The organism is Legionella massiliensis (genome assembly GCF_000756815.1).
GTDB lineage: Bacteria > Pseudomonadota > Gammaproteobacteria > Legionellales > Legionellaceae > Tatlockia > Tatlockia massiliensis.
Genome location: NZ_CCVW01000004.1, coordinates 15,562 through 34,402 on the forward strand (window position 1 = coordinate 15,562; position 18,841 = coordinate 34,402).

The following is an 18,841-nucleotide window of genomic DNA, read 5'->3' on the forward strand; positions in this document are numbered from 1 at the left end:
CTCACATTATGCGGTAATGTAACTTTCAATACTAGAAACATTTAAACCCCGGTTTTAGCTCAACCGGGGTGTAGTTTTTAATCTGCCTGGCACTTGGCTTGTTGAGCTATGATAATGTGCTGTGACAGTAATTGTTCTTGCTCTCTATCCAATTCCTCAAACTGTACTGCGGTATGATATTGGCTTTCATTGTGGTATTGGCTATAGACGACGACAGCATTGACAACAATAGGAAGCATCTTGGGTTTGGTATAAATAATTATTTTTATATGGGTTTTTTCTTTAATGCGCTCTTTTGTTTTAAAAGCCATGCCCCCAAGACTGATATTGACTTTGCGTAGATGAATCTTTTCGCCGATCATCAGATGGCGGGCTAAATATTCGATCTTGGCATTGATTAAATTGAGATAATGGGCAAGAGCTGGTTCTTTCATAGCAAGTGTTTGTGTGAGCTCTGAAAGCTCATAATCAAGGCTTTGAAAATATTGAGTCGTTTCCAGATAGCGTTTACCACTTTGCCCTAACAATTCTTCCGTGATTAGTTTGTCAGAGTAAAAAGAACCTGGCTCGACAAGTTTATAGTCAAAATAGATCTGATCCTCAATTCGGAAATGTTGACGTCTTTCGTGTACTGGCATGATTACTCCAAAGTCCATTTTAGGATAAGGTTATTAATTGCTAACTGTAAAGCAGTCTCTAATCTCTCGTTTGCATTTCGTCAGTTCATCCCTGCTATTACTTTAATAATAGACAGAATTCAAATTATTGGTGTAGAAAATGCAAATTAATCTTTACGAAAGGTAATCGACTCCTTTTTTTAGCAAATACAAAACACTTAAATGGAGCGGATAATAAACATAAAAAAGATAACGAATACGTGGAATTCTTAAATCAATCTTTGTTGCAAGAAGAATAATAGGTATGGTGAGCAGAGCCCAATAATTATTATTAATTAGATCAAGAAGCATGTAAGCAACTATACATGCCAATAAAGACTGGATGGAGGGTTTCCGGCAGTAAGACCAGGACGCTATACAGAAAATAATTCCTACCCAATCGTATTCGGCAAAGAGGCCGCCAAGGAGAATGATAAACAGGCTGATAGACTTGTTGACTCCACCACCTTCCTCATAATAGTAAAGGGCAGCTGTTGAGGCCGCCAGGCTAAACATTATGTTTAGCGGATATAAACCTTGCAGATGGCGCATTGCCATATAAGCCGGCGTGGCTAAGACGCCAAAAATAAGTAATCGTATCAATACTCTTGAGTATAAACCGCGCTCAAAGGTTCCTGGTTGCGCAAGATTATAAGCAAGGATGAAGGCGAATAGCGGCATGGCTAGGCGGCCTGCGCAATAAGCGGAATAATAGGCCATGTTAAAAAAGAATCGGTTGGCATGATCGATGGTCATGGACAGCAGAGCAAGCCATTTTACTGCCTCCATTGTACCGCTTGTGATTTTTATGTTTGGGAGATTTATAAATTTCTTTGTCATTGATTTTGATTGAATACTCAATATCTAAACTCCATGTTCGCGGATAAATGCTGGGCATTTCAGCCCAGCTTACGCGTATTGGTATATTCTTAGTCGCAAACAGGCTCTAACCAGCAGTTTCCGTATGAGTTACAGGTTTCAACGTGTTGGCATTCTGGAACATATTCAGGTTGGGCATAATATTGTTGTGCGGGTAGATTAATCACTATATTGGGTCCGCCACCCCAGAAGCCGCCCCAATTGCCACTGCCAAAATAAAAACCGCCTCCACCATAAGACCAGCCCTGATTATAGTAATTATCGTAGCCATGGTAGTGTTGATATCCTTCGTACCAATTCCCACCATGCTGACTCCAGGAGGCTAGGCTTGCTGTGCTTGCAAGCAGTCCCAAGGCTAAAAAAAGACGACGCATAGCTTTGTGGTTTTTATTGTTACTCATGAGTAATCCCTCAAGAAGTTTAATTATTAGGCGGGAAGTATACTTTAGATTAATAAAGGTTGGTACTGCCCCACTTGCTGATTGAAGTAGGGGCTTAAAGTTTTAACAGAGAGCCATTGTCTCGCGAATTTCTGATGACCAGACACCACATTGGACCTGACCAATATGGGGTTGCTGCAACAGTAGCATCACGAGTCTTGATTGGCCGATTCCACCACCAATGGTTTGTGGAAACTTGCCATCTATCAGTTTTTGATGCCAGGGATAAGCTAAGCGCTCTTCCTTGCCTGTCAGACTTAATTGTTGCTTTAGGCTTTCGGGGCTAACGCGGATGCCCATCGAAGAGATTTCAAAACTATCTTGTAGAACAGGATTCCACACTAAAATATCACCATTTAAGCCGCTAAAGCCTTCTTCATTCATGCTCGTCCAATCATCATAATCCGGGGCGCGAAGATCATGGGGTTTGCCATTCGACAGGGTAGAGCCTATGCCAATCACAAAGACAGCGCCTAGTTCTTTAGTGATGGCTTGTTCGCGCTTTTTTGCACTCAAGTAAGGATATCTCTTTAATAATTGCTCAGAATGAATAAAGGAAATTTTTTCTGGCAAGAAGGGGGGTAAGCCATAGGTTGCATAGACAGCGGCCTCAGTCTTTTTGATTGAGTCATAAAGTTTAATGACCACTTTCTTCAGACAGGCAAGATTGCGATCCTCTTTGGCGATAACCTTTTCCCAATCCCATTGATCGACGTAGACAGAATGGGTTGCGCTTAGTTGGCTTTCGTCAGGTCGCAGAGCTTTCATATTAGTGTAGAGGCCATCACCGATTTCAAAGTTAAAGCTGCCTAAAACTCGACGCTTCCATTTTGCCAGGGAGTGAACCACTTCAAATTGGGTGCCAGGTAGAGCCTTAACATTAACGTTAACAGCTTTCTCTATACCTGAGAGGTTATCTTGTTCGCCTTCATCAACTCGACTTAGCATGGGGGCTTGCACCTCGATTAGACCTAATTGCTTTTCTAGTTGAAGTGAGAAAAAAGATTTTACGAAACTGATTTGCTGTTGTTTTAGTATAAATTGCTCTTTCATAACATCCACCTTTTAAAAATTGACATAGATATTTAACAATAAATAACCAGTTAAATTCAATAATGCTCAATAAATATGCGGTTATTGCTTTTGATTATTCAATTTTAACGCTTTATAATTGTTTTTTATCTAAAATAAATAATGGATTTCAATGGAAAATTATCAAATCGATAATCTTGATAAAAACATCCTTAACGCACTAATGAAAAATGCGCGCATTCCTTATGCTGAATTAGCCAAAAATTTCGATGTGAGTCCAGGGACCATCCATGTTCGAATTGAGAAAATGAGGCAGGCGGGGATCATTACGGGTGTTCACGCTCAGGTGGATCCTAAGCAATTAGGCTATGATGTCTGCTGTTTTATTGGCATTATTTTAAAAGGGGCAAAGGATTATCCTTCTGCCTTGAAAAAATTGGAAAAACTCGATGAGGTGGTTGAGGCTTATTATACAACGGGCTCTTACAGCATCTTTATTAAGGTAATGTGTCGTTCAATAGACGCTTTGCAGCATGTGCTGATTAATAAAATCCAAGCGATTGATGAAATTCAATCAACTGAAACCTTGATTTCTCTACAAAATCCAATCATGCGCACAATTGTTCCCTAAGGTTACCCACAGAATTTGTGGATAACTATTGCCTGATGATAAATATAGGAACCCTCTGCTATATCTTGCTGGATTGATTTTCACTACAATAGACCTTTTACACTATCAAACCAATTATGTTTAAGCCTCTGGCACTATATATCGGACTACGCTATACGCGTGCAAAAAAACGAAATCATTTTGTTTCCTTTATCTCACTTAGCTCAATGTTAGGAATCGGACTTGGAGTTATGGTTCTGATTACCGTGCTCTCGGTGATGAACGGCTTTGATGATGAAATTCATAAGCGCTTTTTTGGTATGGCGCCTGAAATCACGGTAAGCGGTCGGGATGGCAAAATCTCGGATTGGCCAAAACTTGAGGCTGAGCTTAAGAATACCCCAGGCGTTAAGGCTATTGCTCCCTATGTTGGAGCCCAGGGACTACTTACTCATGAAGGGCAAATTTTACCAATAGTATTAACTGGTGTTGATCCGCAACAGGAGCAGGCTGTAACTCATTTACAAGATAAGTTGCTCATTGGGGATATGGCTGATCTGCAGCATTTTGGCATCATCCTTGGACGAGGACTCGCTAATAATCTTGGTGTCATGCTTGGGGATAAGGTAACGATTATGATTCCAGCAGCAAGCGTAACGCCTGCAGGAATGATTCCACGTTTCAAACGTTTTACTGTGGCCGGTGTATTTACGGCTGGTGCTGGCTTCAATTTTGACAGTAAATTAGCCTTTATCAATATTGCTGATGCTCAGAAGCTAATGCAATTGGGCGATGATGTCACTGGTCTTAAGATGAAAATTAACAATATCTATAATGCGCCAGCAATGACTGATCAACTTGCTGCTAAATTGGGTGAAGACTATGAGGTTGGCAATTGGACGCAGCAATTTGGTGAGTTCTTTCATGCAGTAAAACTAGAAAAGACGATGATGTTTCTTATTTTATTATTGATTATCGCTGTGGCTGCATTCAACCTGGTTGCTTCGCTAGTGATGGTTGTCAATGATAAACAGTCTGAAATCGCTATTTTAAGAACGATTGGTGCAACACCCTCAACTATTCTGTGGGTGTTTATTGTCCAAGGGATGATGGTAGGTGTTGTTGGAACCTTGCTAGGCTTAGTTGGCGGATTGATTTTGGCCTCCAATGCGACCTCGATAGTGAATACTCTCCAGTCATTTTTCCATACGCAGCTTTTGTCTTCAAATGTTTACTTTGTCGATTATTTACCATCAAAAATTATGTTTAGCGATTTATGGCAAATCTGTGCTGTGGCATTGATGATGAGCTTTGTAGCAACCATCTATCCTGCGTGGCGTGCCTCAAAAACTGTAATAGCGGAGGCTTTGCATTATGAGTGAGTTTATTTTCAATTGCCAGAATGTTGGTAAAACTTATCATGATGGAACAGAGTCCGTAGAGGTGCTCAAAAGTATTGATTTAACTATTAAGCCCGGAGAGCGAATTGCTATTGTAGGCCCCTCTGGTTCTGGTAAGAGCACTTTATTACATCTTTTAGGTGGGTTGGATAATCCAAGTACCGGACAGCTCTTTATGCAGGGTACGAACTGGCAGGCTCTTTCTGAAAAACAACGTTGTAAATTACGTAACAGGGAACTGGGGTTTGTTTATCAGTTTCATCATCTTTTACCTGAGTTTAGTGCTTTGGAAAATGTTTCTATGCCTTTGTTATTAGCTGATAAAACGGTTGTCGAGGCTGAGGTACAGGCTGAACAAATTTTAGCGCAGGTTGGTTTAGCCCATCGTCTGAAGCATAAGCCTTCGCAATTATCAGGTGGTGAGCGCCAACGAGTAGCAATAGCCAGGGCTTTAGTGCATCAACCGAGTTGTGTACTAGCTGATGAGCCGACCGGAAATCTCGATAATGCAACTGCAAGCAAGGTTTTTGATTTAATGCTTGGGTTAAATGAGAATTTAAACACGGCTTTAATTATAGTGACCCATGATCAGCATTTGGCTGCAAGAATGGATAAGGTATTGACGATTCAGGATGGGTTTTTGGCGCAATAGATTGTCTCCTCTCTGTGAACCAAGCCTCGAAACCCTTTCAAAATCTCGCGGCTTGACGGCGGGATCTGCCAGTGGTGTGCGCTATATAGATCCCGCGGTCAAGCCGCGGGAATTCGGGATTGGGTGGTCTATTACGGTGCATCTTATAGGAAAATACAGGCGTTTAGTGGTAGGCGCGCTAATCTAATAATCAGCATGTCCTGGCGTACGTGGGAATGGAATAACATCCCGAACGTTGGCAATGCCGGTGACATAGCTGACTAAGCGCTCAAAGCCAAGACCGAAACCTGCATGAGGTACTGTGCCGTAGCGGCGTAGATCTCTATACCATTGGTAGCTGTCCTGGTTGAGGTTGCACTCTTCCATGCGCTTATCAAGAATCTCAAGACGTTCTTCCCGTTGGCTGCCGCCAATAATTTCGCCAATACCTGGGGCTAATACATCCATTGCTGCAACAGTTTTCTCGTCATCGTTCAGGCGCATATAAAACCCTTTGATGTCTTTGGGGTAGTCTGTGAGAATGACTGGTTTTTTGCAAAGTTCTTCTGCCAGGAAACGTTCATGTTCTGATTGCAAATCAAGTCCCCAGCTTACTGGGAATTCAAATTTACGATCGGCATTTTCTAGCGCTTTAATAGCATCTGTGTAGGTCATTATTTCAAAATCGGAATTAACAATATGTTCCAGTCTTTCAATACAGCCAGGGGCAACAAATTGGTTAAAGAATTCCATATCATCTTGGCGCTCGTCTAACACAGTTTTGCAAAGATGACGCAGCATGGCTTGGCTGAGATCGCAGATATCCTTTAAGGTGGCGAAAGCGACTTCAGGCTCAATCATCCAAAACTCAGCTAAATGTCTGCTGGTATTTGAGTTTTCTGCACGGAAAGTAGGGCCAAAGGTATAGACCTTAGACATCGCCAGACAATAGGCTTCTACGTTTAATTGGCCTGATACTGTTAAAAAGGTTTCACGGCCAAAAAAATCTTTGGAGAAATCAACCTGACCCTGTGCTGTTTTAGGAACATTCAACAGGTCAAGGGTGCTAATTCTAAACATTTCACCAGCACCCTCACAGTCACTTGCCGTGATAATTGGGGTATGCACCCAAAAATAACCAAGCTGGTGGAAAAACTGATGAACTGCCTGAGCCAAGCAGTGGCGAACGCGCGTTACAGCGCTAATTGTGTTTGTTCTTGGACGAAGATGAGCGACGTCGCGTAAGAACTCAAGAGTATGGCGTTTGGCTTGAATGGGATAGCTATCAGGATTGTCTACCCAACCGGCGACTTTAATGTATTCCGCCTGAATTTCAAAGGATTGCCCCTTACCCTGGGAAGCTACTAATTTACCTGAGGCTATGATTGCACAGCCTGCAGTTAACTTAAGAACATCTTCTTGATAATTATCAAGTTTATCTGTTGCGACAATTTGAATTGGTGAAAAACAAGAACCATCATGCAAGCTGATAAAGGATAAACCCTGTTTGGAATCTCGTCGTGTTTTTACCCAACCGCGCACGGTAACTGTTTCATCAACACTAATTTCTCCATCTAAACATTGTTTTACGGTATAGACCTCTGTCATTATGTACTCCAAAACCTAGACTAAACCTTGGATAATACACTAAATAAAATCAATGGGGGAACCTATGTGGCGTGGAGTTATAGTCTTTTTTACGATAATCGGGTCATTTTGCTCATTTGCTGAAGATACAGAGCTGAAATTGTACCGCCCCTTTGTTGATGGTATACAAGTTGTCATTAAGAAAAAAATAGCTGGAGACTGCTGGCAGCAGTCGCAACGAATTAAAAGAGAGGATGCCTGGCGCTGTACTGCAGAGGGCAAGGTCTATGATCCTTGTTTTATTAAACCCGTTGGTGCGCGAAAGGAAGCAATTTGTCCCTATTCACCCTGGTCATTGAACGGTGTCCAGATCAATTTGTCATCTGCTGCTGATGATAGTAGCCACACACCACTCGATATGTCAGAAGCCTATCCCTGGGCTGTTGAATTAACCTCCGGGGAGAAATGTCAGGCTGTTGATGAAGGACAGGTTTATGATGGTTTACAAGTCCATTATCAATGCAATGGCCAGACTGTTTTGATTGGCCGTGTACAACGCTGTGAAGCAAAATGGAGTATCTTGCAACGGACTCCGAAGGGGATCACAACTGCTTTGGTTTCTAAGGCTTGGTTTTAGAAAGGCCATATTTGGCGTATCTTGAATGAAAAGGGACTCTAAAAAATACTCACATAGTAATCTATGCCCCGTTTTTTTAGAGTCCCTTTTCATTCAACCTGCACTCAAATCTGGCCTTTCTCTAATAGTTCAGAATGCTCTTGAAGGGAACCCTTCCGCCCACCCGAACATCCCTCGTCATCCCGAACATAGTGAGGGATCTCCGGGATTAGCACTATGCAATATTCAGGAGATGTCTCTCTACGTTCGACATGACGTATGTCTTTGGGAGTGCAAAGAAGGTAAACCAGCTCCTCAGAACGCAGCCTGGATCTGTTGTTCTGGCGCTGCGTCCCTAAAAGGACTGAGACTTTGACAATAGGCATAAATTTCATTGATCAACGGGTAGTTATCCATAGGAAATTCAAAACGATGCGCATTATAAACCTGAGGAATCAGGCAGATATCGGCTATGCTTACCTCGGTGCCGTAACAGACCTTGTTTTTGTGAGGCATGTTCTGTAGGCGGCTTTCCAAGGCATCAAAACCCTGTTTTAGCCAATGGTGATACCAACTCTTAACCTGCTGTTCCGTTGCTTGATACTCTGCGCGTAAACGTTCTAAGACACGCAGATTATTCAAGGGATGAATGTCACAGGCAATCATTAGTGCCATGCTTCTTACCTGTGCACGTCCCAAGGGCGTTGGGGGTAATAGGGGAGGAGTTGGGTTTATCTCGTCAAGGTATTCAAGAATGGCCAGCGATTGACTAATTATGTGACCATTCTCATCCAAAGTAGGTACCAATCCTTGCGGATTGAGTTGCAAATAATCGGCATGATGGTGCTCACCACCATTCTTGGTTAAATGTACGTGAAGGATCTCATAGCTTATATCTTTGATGTTGAGTGCAATACGCACACGGTAACTCGCAGATGAACGGTAATAATCGTAGAGTTTCACGTTTAACCTCTATATTGAGTGAGCGTTTGTTCAATAGCACCGAAGAGGGACTGCCCTTTAGCATTGAGCATTTCAATACGGATTGTATCGCCAAAATGCATATATTCAGTTAAGGGTTTGCCTCCAGCAATGATTTCCAGCATGCGCTTTTCTGCAATGCAGGATGAACCCTTGCTGCGATCCAAATTGGACACGGTACCAGAGCCTATGATTGTCCCGGCTGCTAAATGCCTGGTTTTAGCAGCATGAGCTATTAATTCTGGAAAAGAAAAAGTCATATCAATACCCGCATTCGGCTCGCCAAAAAGCTTGCCATTTAAATGGCTGAATAGGGGGAGATGTACCCGTTTACCATCCCAATTTTGCTCAAGTTCATCAGGGGTGATCGCTACAGGTGAAAAGCTGCTTGCTGGTTTGGAGTGAAAAAATCCGAAGCTTTTGGCAATCTCATCGGGGATTAGGTTGCGCAAAGACACGTCGTTAACCAGCATCAATAATTTAATATGGCTCGCAGCCTTTTCAGCGCTTAACCCCATCGGGACATCATCAGTAATCACCGCCACTTCGGCTTCAAAGTCTATACCATAGGCTTCGTCAGCCATTTCAATGGGATCCTGCGGGCCTAAAAAGGCATCAGAGCCTCCCTGATACATGAGCGGGTCGGTCCAGAAATTCTCAGGTAATTCCGCGCCCCGTGCTTTTCTAACGAGCTCGACGTGGTTGACATAGGCACTGCCATCTGCCCATTGATAAGAGCGGGGTAGTGGTGAGGCCAAGTCTTTAGGATTATAGGGAAGGCCTGAGATCTCACCTTGGTTTAAGGCGATATATCGTTCTTGTAAACGGCTTTCAACCTTTCCCCAATGCTCAATGGCTTCTTGTAAGGTTTGGGCAATATCCGTGACTTTGACCAGGCTAGTTAATTGTCGATTGACCACACATAACTCACCATCGCGGCTCTTGTTTGATTTTAAGCTTGCTAATTTCATATTTGATTCTCAATGAGTTTCAACAGTCCCAAGGGTACCGCGCTTAATTTGATCACGTTCAATCGCTTCAAATAGAGCTTGGAAGTTGCCCTCACCAAAACCTTGGTTCCCGTGGCGTTGAATAATTTCAAAGAAGACAGGTCCAAAGACATTCTCGGTAAAAATCTGTAACAACAAACCGCCTTTAGGATCCTTTTCACCATCAATCAAGATGCGTTCTTTTTGCAGATTTGCCAGGGATTCTTTATGCCAGGGAATGCGCTGATCAATCATCTCATAATAGGTGTCTGGAACATCAAGGAAACTAACACCATGCTTTCTTAACGTATTGACCGTGGTGTAAATATTTTCCGTATTTAAGGCGATATGCTGAATGCCTTCTCCGTGATACTCATGTAAAAATTCTTCAATCTGTGATTTATCGTCTTTGGATTCATTCAAAGGAATTTTAATTTTATCGCAGGGGCTTGCAAGTGCTCGGCTTACCAGTCCAGTCATTTTTCCGACAATATTAAAAAAGCGAATTTCGCGGAAATTAAAGATGGATTCATAAAAATGTGCCCATTTATCCATATTACCGCGATAAACATTATGGGTGAGGTGATCAATATTGGTTAAGCCACAATTTTTGTTCTGAGCAGCTGCAGAATTAGCTTGCCATTGGTTGGCGAAGGGTTGATGTTTATCGTCAACAAAGTAAATAACGCTCCCACCAATAGCCTGTATTGCAGGCAAACCATGATCAGCATGTTTGCTGTCTTGGAAGGCTGTTGCGCCGTGTTTGAGTGCATGGACGTAAGCTTGTTGCGCATCTTTAACACGGAAGCCCATTGCACAGGCACCAGCCCCATGAACTGCTGCATGCTGTTGCGCTTGGCAATTGCTGGCTGCGTTAACAATAAATTGAATTTTTCCCTGCTGATAAAGTTTGATATTTTCTGTTTTATGCGAAGCGCTATGATGAAAACCCATTTCAATAAATTGCTTGTCTAGTTTGGTTTGATCAGGGCCTGAGAATTCTAAAAAAGCAAATCCATCCAGACCACAGGGGTTTTTTGCATTATCGTTCATTGACTCACTCCTTGTTGGTTTATAGCGCTTTAAGGTTGTCCTCATCCGCCCTGCGGACACCTTCTCCCCACAGGGGAGAAACTTAAGGACGTGGTTTGACTAAAAACAATCCATCAGCAATAGCTAGAAGGCTAACATCCACACGCTTGTCATGTTTTAAATATTCATTTAGACGGCGAATTTCTCGGGTTTGCCCACCCGTTTCCTGAGCATCAATTACTTTACCATCCCAAAAAATGTTGTCTATAGCGATTAACCCGCGGGGGCTAAGTAATTGCAGTGCTAATTCATAGTAATTGACGTAATTGGTTTTATCAGCATCGATAAAAATAAAATCAAAGCTATGCTTATATCCTTCATGTAGCAGACTATGCATGCTATCCAGGGCAGGGGCTAAGCGCAGATGTATTTTGGCTTCTTGCCTTGCTTCGCGCCAATAGGGTTTACCTATAGCAGTCCATTCGGCATTAAGATCACAGGTTATAATTTCACCATCGTTAGGCAAGGCAAGCGCCATAGCCAAAGCGCTATAACCAGTGAAGGTGCCTAACTCTAATACCTTGCGCGCGCCGCTAAGTCGGATTAGAAATTGCAAGAATTGCACCTGTTCAGGGGGCGTCTGCATATTGGCTAAGGGGTGTTTAGCTGTTTCTTCGCGTAAGGCCTTTAATACCGGATCCTCGCGCAAAGAAATATCGAGCATGTAATCATATAAAGGAGGGGTAAGACTTAAATGTTTCATTGCTAATGCCTTTATCTAAATAATGTGTATCCCTTCTCCCTGCAAGGGAGAAGGTGCCCGAAGGGCGGATGAGGGTTTTTTAAGAAACCTTAGGCACTAAGCCCAGTTTCTCTTGTGCCAGAATATCAGCAATTTCACTCGCTGGACGATTTTCTCGAAGCGAGCGTGCAAAAATAGCCAATAATGAGGTATGGATACCATCAATTTGCTGGTTAATCTGTTGCTCTGGTGTATGGAGGTATTTGCTTGCCGCAAAAACCAAGCCGCCGGCATTAATCACATAGTCAGCTGCATAGAGAATACCCTTTTCATGTAATAACTGACCATGATAGGTATGTGCCAACTGGTTATTGGCTGCCCCAGCTATGATAGTGGTTTGTAACTCACCAATACTGGTATCGTTAATAATGGCGCCTAGAGCGCAGGGAGCAAAGACATCACAGGGAACTTTGTGAATCGATTCAGTAGGAGCAACAGAGGCGCCGAATTCTTTGACTGCACGCTCAACAGAAGCAGAGTTAATGTCTGCAACAGTTAATTTGGCACCAAGCTCGTGAAGGTGGGACGCCAGGAGATAACCAACATGCCCCAAGCCTTGGATCGCGATATGCAGGCCATCTAATTTATTTTTACCCAACTTGAATTCAACCGCTGCTTGAATACCTCGAAGCACACCCTTTGCTGTTGATGGAGAAGGGTCGCCATTATGATGCGACAAGCTAGCTACGTAGGTTGTATGTTCGGCAATAATGTCCATATCACTAAGTTGGGTACCGCTATCCAGAGCAGTAATGTATCGTCCGCCCAATTCATTGACGAATTTACCAAAAGCATGTAAGTAAGCTTCGCGATCGTAGGGTTTGTTCGGTTTGATGATCACTGCTTTACCGCCACCAAGTGGCAGGTTAACTGAGGCAGCCTTGTAACTCATTCCTCTTGCTAGACGCATAGCGTCATAAATAGCGCTTTCAGTGGAGGGATATTCTATAAAACGGCAACCGCCTAGTGCAGGTCCGAGCTTTGTACTATGAATAGCAACAATGGCTTTCATTCCGGTTTCATTATCGACTTTAAAGTGTAAGTCACCAAAACCATGTAACATTGCATAATCAAGAAAGTCATCTTGAACGAATAGAGCGTTTTCGTTTTTATTCATTTTATCAACTGACATCATTTATTGTGCTCCAAAGAAATTTACGTGCACATGTTATAGTCGTAATCACGATCTAAATCAATGGTTAGGTTTGGGGCCAGACTCGGCTATGGTATAAAAGCCTAAAATTCACTCCTAAAGGGTATATACTAGAAATAAATCCCCTATGAGTGAGTATCATGGCTGAACTACCAGAACAATCTGTTTATAAATTTAATCAGAAGGCCCTGAAAATAGAACTAAAAGCAGCGTTGATTATCCAAAATCAACTGCAGGCACTCACCCAGGATATGGTGATACATTATCCCTCAGACGGCTCGAAAGCACTGCAGACAAAAATACATGAGATAGCAGGGCAGGCGATTAATGAGATGATACGGGCTGAGTCAAAAGAGGCTTTTAATGCTCAACGGAAGAGATTGGAGAAGTTGCTAAAGCAATTACAAGTTAAATTAGCTCTTGATGGTGATTTGGATAAAGCACTTGAAGATTATCGTTTTTATCAGCAGCCTCTGCGTATTCTTCGTGATTCGTCTATCGCAAAAAAAATGCCTTTTGACAATTTTACGAAGTTGTTTAGCAATCACCCAGAATATGCTGAATGGAAAGAAAAGTTAGAGAAATTACAAAACCTGAATGATGATGAATTTGATAATTATCGACATTCATTAATGGCTGACTTGCTTATTAAACAGCAGGAGAAAGACCTGTCGAATCTCGCTTCTTTAGCCCTAATAAAACAAAATTTGCAAACCATGTCTCAGGCACGCTTGTCCTATCTCCCAGAGGTTAATGACCGTAAGGAAATATTCAAAGATCTTGCCTGGATACTCGCAGGTGGTTTGTTGCTTACTGCAGCCTCTGTTTTAGGCTTAGCATTCCCAGTCTTGGTTATTCCAGGTATTGTGCTTGGTGCTGTGGTTCTTGGTTATGGGATTATTGATTTTTCGAAACAAAATGCAGAACTGTTAGCAGAGGTCTATGGCGAGGAGTTAGGGGAGCGAGCGCTTGGCAAAGAGTTAGCAGATGAGCTCATTGATTTTGAAGGGAAGTTTCCTGGTTTTGAAAAAGGGAAATTTTTAGAGCAACAGGCAAAGAATACACAACATTTGTCATCAGAAAAAAAATTGCTACGAGGTCTTGGCTATTCAATAGCTTTTGCTGGTCTAGCCTTAGGCTTTGCAGGTCTTTTTGCTGCTATTCCTGGTATAGGTATACCCGTGGCTGGCCTTATTGCAATTACTGTCCTGGCAGCTACAGTTACCCTGCTTGCTACAGCATTATGGGGATACAAGGTAGCGCGTGAGCAAGAGAAATTAAATACAGTGAATAAAGAAGTCGAAGAACAGCTACATGTTGATGAAGCATTCGTTGCTAATACAGACTTAGGGCCTCGCAAGGATGAGGGCTTAAGTAGCTCCGCAAAGATTTTTCTCCGTGAGTTGGAAGCAAAAAAACAAGGTGTTGAAAGTTTGGAAAACATATCCACCGAAGTCTTCGATGAGGATTTAGAGCCATCACCAACTAAGCAACAAGGCCAGAAAAATGAGCCGAAGCCAATGCCTGATGTTGCCGAAGATAAGCCGCTAGTCAAGGAAGATGACGACGATGACAGTGAGGGTGAGTCACCACCATCGTCTACGGCTGTGCGTTAAACTTCGCTGCATCCAGGCTACGGACTTTTAGACATTTGTAATGTCACACGTACCTCCTTGTCACAACATTACGTGATCCAGAGCGCAATAGGGTGACAAGGCTCATCTATTACAGACACTTGTGTAGATACCCATGAGCTTGACCGCGAGATCTAAGTATAGCATGCAGGATTTTGCGTCTGAATCTATGCTGGTTCAGGAATACTCGCTAATTGCAATTTTACAAATTCAGTAATTTCATTAAGCATTTCCTGAGATAAGTCTTTATCTCCAGGAAACTGCTTATAAATAATATTTGTTAAAAATGCAGCCAATGCCTGAGAAACAACTTTACGATTATGGAGTTGCTGAGGTAAAGCTCCCATAGATTGTGAGAGTGATGACAGTAAATTTTGCGCTATAAAATTCATTGCTTTGTTGTAATCTTCAGCTGTTAAAACTTCAGTATTTTCTGCATTTGTATTAGTCATTTTTTATGTTTTCAGTGCTTAAACGAGGCCGGATTATATACCCAAGTTATTTCAAAATGCGAGTTTTCTGGCTGTGTATTGCTGCGGCAAAGGCATTAGCCGTTTTAACTTGTCCCGTCTCACCAAAATGACAGTGATCCGGTGCTCTGTCACTATCAGATAAGAGGGTATCAGTATCGACGGCTAGAAAAATGTTTTGTGTTGGGTTAGCCAAAGACTTTTGCGCCATGGCAATTGGATTAGCCCTCTGCCATTCTGGATTATCGCCGCATTTGGTCGCGATAGCATAGTAAATAGGTGGGCTGAATTCCTTTGTTTTACGCAGCGAATTCACTAGGGAATTAAAGCGTTTTTTATAGTCCTCAGCTTTAGTTTTTAACACAAAATCAGATTCGCCTTGATGCCAGATGACTTCGGTAATTCTATAGGGTGAATGGCCAATAACAGCTTGCATCATGCTATTCAGATCGCCGCCTTGCTGCCAGCGTTCAATTGCTGATCCACCAATAGCTGAAGGTAAAATGACTACAGTCTTATAATCGCCATTGTCAATCAGCTTATCTGCTAGAGGGGTTATTAGTTCACCTAAGGGAGCTGTGGCGCCGAGCAAAGGCGAGGAGGCAATATAGCATTTACCATTAAAATAATTAAAAACCTGGGTTGGGTATTTGGTAACAAACATTTTTTCAGCATGATTGGCTGCATTGGATTGGCCTATTGCAAGTAAAACAGCGGTGTCCTTATCTTGCTTAGGACAGCTGACTTCGGTTTTGCCAGGATATCTTATAAGACGCTGAAACTGATCAATGGCTATCGATGATTCTTCGGCAAAGACTGTGTTATTTATTGCAGCGCTAAATAAAAATATCAGAAAATTTTTACTCATCAAAATCCTATCCCAAACTGACGTTTTTAAAATTCAAGTTATCAGACATTGACAAGCATTGGAAGCCGCCAATTGCATAGTGTACACTGGCTGATAAAAATTATAGTAATAGGTCACTCCGTACTCAGGAAAGTCCACTTTTGGCCCATCTCGGGACTCAAAATTGAACTTTCTCCAAGATTTTTACATCCTATGTGAGCTATTACAAATTATAAACGGAGATAGTAATGAGAAGATTTATTGCGATACTTGCTTTACTGGCTTTAAGTCCTTGGGTAAATGCTTCCGACTGGCCTTATCAATTAACGATGGATAAGGTTGTATTTCAGATTTCTGCAAAACAATGGGTCACAACACAATCTGCTTTATTAACAGTCAATATCAATGCAACCCTCACCAATGCTGATTTAGTAAAAGCTCGTGCTGATATTATGGCAAATCTAAATAAAATCTCTGTAGGGGAATGGCAATTAACTCAGTTTGATCGCTCCCAGGATAGTTCTGGTCTAGATAAACTCTTTGTTGCTGCTCAGGCAAGGATTCCGCAAACAAGTTTGCCTGATATTTATAAAAGCGCAAAAGACATTACAAAGCCTGGCGCTACTTATGAAATTAACGGTGTTGAATTCAAACCCAGTTTGGAAGAAGTTCAGCAGGTTAAAATGCAGTTACGTGAACGTTTGTATGAGCAAATTAACGATGAGCTAGGCCGTTTAAATAAGGTTTATAACAATCAAAATTATTCTGTAAACCAAGTCTATTTCTTTGAAGGTGATCAGGTTGTGCCGATGGCTAAGGCACGTGAAATGAATGCAATGGCCTTTAATGCGGTGGCTACACCAGCCCCGGCTGCACCATTGACTGTTAGTAATGAACTGGTTATGAGCGCAATGGTTGAGCTTGCTTCTAACCGCCAAGAGGGACATGCTGTTGCAAATAATTGAACGAATAATCGGGCATAGGGGGGCTTCGGCCTATGCCCCTGAAAATACGATTGCGTCCTTTGATAAGGCTCTGGCGATGGGATGCCGCTTTCTTGAGTTTGATGTCATGCTCAGCGCAGATGGTGAGCCCTTTGTTTTTCACGATGAGGCACTTCGACGCACAACTAATGGTCAAGGGGATATTGGCAAGGTCAATGCGGAGTATTTGCAAACCCTGGACGCTGGGAAATGGTTTGCGAGGCGATTCCAAGGTGAAAAGATCCCGCATTTACGCGAAGTCTTGCAGTGGTTAACCTTTTCCAATGTAGGAGCAAATATTGAAATAAAGCCCTATCCTGGAACAACAGAGCAAACGACGATAGCTGTGCTCACGCATATCAATCGCTACTGGCCGCAAACGAAGGAAATGCCCCTAATTTCAAGTTTTGATTACTCAGCCTTAACTCTCTGTCGGAGCCTAGCTCCAGAAATGCCTCTGGGATTACTTTTGCATGAATGGGATAAGGATTGGCTTGCCAAAGCCAAAGAGTTGCAATGTTATTCCTTACATTTCAATAGGCGTGTGCTGACAGCGGAGCGGGTTAAACAGGTTAAAGAGCAGGGCTATGTTGTTTTGGTCTACACGGTTAACCGACGCCGTCAGGCCAACAAGCTTTTTGATTGGGGAGTTGATGCTGTGTTTAGTGATTATCCTGACTTGCTATCATAATGCGTTTATCCATTTTTATTTTCTTGTTTTGTTTTCTCAGTGCCTTATTTGCCAAGCCTGTCGAATTGGTCATGTGGTATTCATTGGCTGGCCATACAGGTGAGGTGACTAGGCAACTTGTTGCCGACTTCAATCGCAGTCAGAAAGACTATAGAGTGACGCTGGTTTATAAGGGGGAGTATACCGAAGCACTCACCAGTTTTGCTGCAGCTTTTCGCGCAAAGCAGCCACCGGCACTAGTGCAAATTTTTGAGGTTGGTACGGCGACGATGTTGCATCCTAAAGGGATTATCAAACCGGTTGATGAGCTTATGCAGGAGGAAGGGCTTTCTTTACCAAAAGAGAGTTTCTTGCCCGCAGTTCGTGAGTTTTACTCTAAAGAAAATCAATTGTTGGCAATGCCTTTTAATACTTCAATCCCTGTAGTTTTTTATAATGCTGATGTTTTAGAACAACTGGGTTATAAGGACGACTCCTTTCCACAGACTTGGGACGGGCTGGAGATTCTCGCTGAAAAATTAATGCAAGCGGGTTATCGTTGTGCCTATACCTCAGCCTACCCGAGCTGGATTCAACTTGAATCCTTTTCAGCCCTTCATGGCTTGGCAATGGTAGAAGGGGAGCCTAGGCGGGCGAATTACAATAACCAGGCAATAGTTCATCATCTTAAGCGCTTAGAGCGCTGGCAAAAAAAACATTATTTTGAATATGGCGGCAGAGCCAGCGACGCAACAGTGTTGTTTACAAGTGGTCGATGTGCTTTGTTTAGTCAATCATCAGGCAGCTATAACAGCTTAGCGGAGATAGTAAAGTTTCGCTTAGGTGTCGCACTTTTGCCCTTGGATACCAGTGTCAGTAAATCACGCTATAACAACGTTGCCGGGGGAGCTGCCTTATGGGCGGTTGCTGGTCATAAACCTGAGGTTTATGCTGGAATTGCGCGATTTTTTTCCTATCTTGCCCAGCCTGCGGTACAAGAGCGTTGGCATAAGCAAACTGGTTATCTGCCTTTGGGCACAGGAGGCATTTATTCGCAATTGGCCGAAAAGAACAAGCATCCAGTTCTTGCGCTTGCACAAAGCGATTTATCCCTACCAGGAAACGCACAAGACCGTTTGCATCTGGGACCACAAAATCAAATTAGAATAATTAATGATCAAGCCATGGAGGAAATTTTTGCGGGTATCAAAATGCCTAAGCAGGCTATTGATCAGGCAGTTGAGCAGGCTAATTATATGTTACTAAGATTTTTGCGGAATACAGGGAGTCAGTAGTAGTTAAATGAAACTCGCTTTTTCTTCGCCAAATGCTCCCTTGAAGTTGAAGTTATCAGGTTAGCTAATAGTCAAAATCATAAAATAGATAACTGTGCAGGATTGTTTGTTTGAAGCTGATGCTAAAATGTCCG

At 42.5% G+C, this 18,841-nt stretch carries 20 protein-coding genes; 8 read left to right on the forward strand and 12 right to left on the reverse strand.

Annotated features, from left to right (window positions below):
• Positions 1-77: 77 nt before the first annotated feature.
• From BN1094_RS14870 to asnA, 4 genes are all read right to left on the reverse strand, one after another.
• Entirely contained in the window at positions 78-638 is a 561-nt protein-coding gene (locus BN1094_RS14870) for a PilZ domain-containing protein (protein ID WP_044011942.1), read from the reverse strand.
• Positions 639-791: 153 nt separating this feature from the next.
• Positions 792-1,517: a TraX family protein gene (locus BN1094_RS14875; RefSeq protein ID WP_141650493.1), complete on the reverse strand. Its 726-nt coding sequence runs from the start codon at positions 1,515-1,517 to the stop codon at positions 792-794.
• A gap of 68 nt (positions 1,518-1,585) precedes the next feature.
• Positions 1,586-1,936, reverse strand: a complete 351-nt coding sequence (locus BN1094_RS14880) for a hypothetical protein (RefSeq protein WP_044011944.1) — start codon at positions 1,934-1,936, stop codon at positions 1,586-1,588.
• 102 nt (positions 1,937-2,038) lie between these two features.
• The gene (gene asnA / locus BN1094_RS14885; RefSeq protein WP_044011945.1) at positions 2,039-3,028 is read right to left on the reverse strand and encodes an aspartate--ammonia ligase; all 990 of its coding nucleotides are present in this window, start codon (positions 3,026-3,028) and stop codon (positions 2,039-2,041) included.
• Between the two features lie 151 nt (positions 3,029-3,179).
• Here asnA and asnC point away from each other — a divergent pair, with 151 nt between their 5' ends.
• The 3 genes from asnC (at position 3,180) to lolD (ending at position 5,669) form a co-directional block, all read left to right on the forward strand.
• A complete protein-coding gene (gene asnC, locus BN1094_RS14890; protein WP_044011946.1) occupies positions 3,180-3,638 on the forward strand; it encodes a transcriptional regulator AsnC in 459 nt (152 codons plus the stop codon).
• A gap of 116 nt (positions 3,639-3,754) precedes the next feature.
• Positions 3,755-4,999: a lipoprotein-releasing ABC transporter permease subunit gene (locus BN1094_RS14895; RefSeq protein ID WP_044011947.1), complete on the forward strand. Its 1,245-nt coding sequence runs from the start codon at positions 3,755-3,757 to the stop codon at positions 4,997-4,999.
• A complete protein-coding gene (lolD, locus tag BN1094_RS14900) occupies positions 4,992-5,669 on the forward strand; it encodes a lipoprotein-releasing ABC transporter ATP-binding protein LolD (RefSeq protein WP_044011948.1) in 678 nt (225 codons plus the stop codon). Before BN1094_RS14895 ends, lolD begins: the two co-directional genes overlap by 8 nt.
• Positions 5,670-5,852: 183 nt before the next feature.
• On the opposite strand, the gene asnS is transcribed toward lolD, so the two are convergent.
• Complete coding sequence (gene asnS, locus BN1094_RS14905; RefSeq protein WP_044011949.1) at positions 5,853-7,256, reverse strand: asparagine--tRNA ligase; 1,404 nt, start codon at positions 7,254-7,256, stop codon at positions 5,853-5,855.
• Between the two features lie 64 nt (positions 7,257-7,320).
• Here asnS and BN1094_RS14910 point away from each other — a divergent pair, with 64 nt between their 5' ends.
• Positions 7,321-7,872 (forward strand): hypothetical protein, encoded by a 552-nt coding sequence (locus tag BN1094_RS14910; RefSeq protein ID WP_044011950.1) that lies wholly within the window; start codon positions 7,321-7,323, stop codon positions 7,870-7,872.
• Positions 7,873-8,166: 294 nt separating this feature from the next.
• On the opposite strand, the gene maiA is transcribed toward BN1094_RS14910, so the two are convergent.
• The 5 genes from maiA to BN1094_RS14935 all read right to left on the reverse strand — a co-directional run bounded on the left by maiA (position 8,167) and on the right by BN1094_RS14935 (position 12,790).
• Entirely contained in the window at positions 8,167-8,814 is a 648-nt protein-coding gene (gene maiA, locus BN1094_RS14915; RefSeq protein ID WP_044011951.1) for a maleylacetoacetate isomerase, read from the reverse strand.
• A 2-nt stretch (positions 8,815-8,816) separates the two neighbouring features.
• On the reverse strand, positions 8,817-9,803 hold the full coding sequence (locus BN1094_RS14920; protein WP_044011952.1) for a fumarylacetoacetate hydrolase family protein: 987 nt from the start codon (positions 9,801-9,803) through the stop codon (positions 8,817-8,819).
• Between the two features lie 9 nt (positions 9,804-9,812).
• Positions 9,813-10,874, reverse strand: coding sequence for a 4-hydroxyphenylpyruvate dioxygenase (hppD, locus tag BN1094_RS14925; protein WP_044011954.1), 1,062 nt, complete (start codon positions 10,872-10,874; stop codon positions 9,813-9,815).
• A gap of 82 nt (positions 10,875-10,956) precedes the next feature.
• Positions 10,957-11,616: a class I SAM-dependent methyltransferase gene (locus BN1094_RS14930; RefSeq protein WP_044011955.1), complete on the reverse strand. Its 660-nt coding sequence runs from the start codon at positions 11,614-11,616 to the stop codon at positions 10,957-10,959.
• Positions 11,617-11,695: 79 nt separating this feature from the next.
• Complete coding sequence (locus BN1094_RS14935; RefSeq protein WP_044011956.1) at positions 11,696-12,790, reverse strand: Leu/Phe/Val dehydrogenase; 1,095 nt, start codon at positions 12,788-12,790, stop codon at positions 11,696-11,698.
• Positions 12,791-12,948: 158 nt separating this feature from the next.
• On the opposite strand from BN1094_RS14935, the gene BN1094_RS14940 reads away from it, so the two are divergent.
• Positions 12,949-14,424 carry a hypothetical protein gene (locus tag BN1094_RS14940; RefSeq protein WP_044011957.1) on the forward strand — a complete coding sequence of 492 codons (1,476 nt, stop codon included), beginning with the start codon at positions 12,949-12,951 and terminating at the stop codon, positions 14,422-14,424.
• 185 nt (positions 14,425-14,609) lie between these two features.
• Here the strand turns inward: BN1094_RS14940 and BN1094_RS14945 are convergent, their stop codons facing one another.
• Both BN1094_RS14945 and BN1094_RS14950 read right to left on the reverse strand, forming a co-directional pair.
• Positions 14,610-14,894, reverse strand: a complete 285-nt coding sequence (locus BN1094_RS14945; RefSeq protein ID WP_044011958.1) for a hypothetical protein — start codon at positions 14,892-14,894, stop codon at positions 14,610-14,612.
• 46 nt (positions 14,895-14,940) lie between these two features.
• Entirely contained in the window at positions 14,941-15,780 is an 840-nt protein-coding gene (locus BN1094_RS14950) for a sialate O-acetylesterase (RefSeq protein WP_044011959.1), read from the reverse strand.
• A 227-nt stretch (positions 15,781-16,007) separates the two neighbouring features.
• Between BN1094_RS14950 and BN1094_RS14955 the strand changes: the two genes are divergently transcribed.
• The 3 genes from BN1094_RS14955 to BN1094_RS14965 are packed head-to-tail and all read left to right on the forward strand — an operon-like array spanning position 16,008 to position 18,707.
• A complete protein-coding gene (locus BN1094_RS14955) occupies positions 16,008-16,724 on the forward strand; it encodes a hypothetical protein (protein WP_044011960.1) in 717 nt (238 codons plus the stop codon).
• Complete coding sequence (gene ugpQ / locus BN1094_RS14960) at positions 16,705-17,433, forward strand: glycerophosphodiester phosphodiesterase (RefSeq protein WP_044011961.1); 729 nt, start codon at positions 16,705-16,707, stop codon at positions 17,431-17,433. Before BN1094_RS14955 ends, ugpQ begins: the two co-directional genes overlap by 20 nt.
• The gene (locus tag BN1094_RS14965) at positions 17,433-18,707 is read left to right on the forward strand and encodes an extracellular solute-binding protein (protein WP_099909031.1); all 1,275 of its coding nucleotides are present in this window, start codon (positions 17,433-17,435) and stop codon (positions 18,705-18,707) included. The genes ugpQ and BN1094_RS14965 overlap by 1 nt, the downstream gene beginning before the upstream one ends.
• The last annotated feature ends 134 nt before the right edge of the window (positions 18,708-18,841 follow it).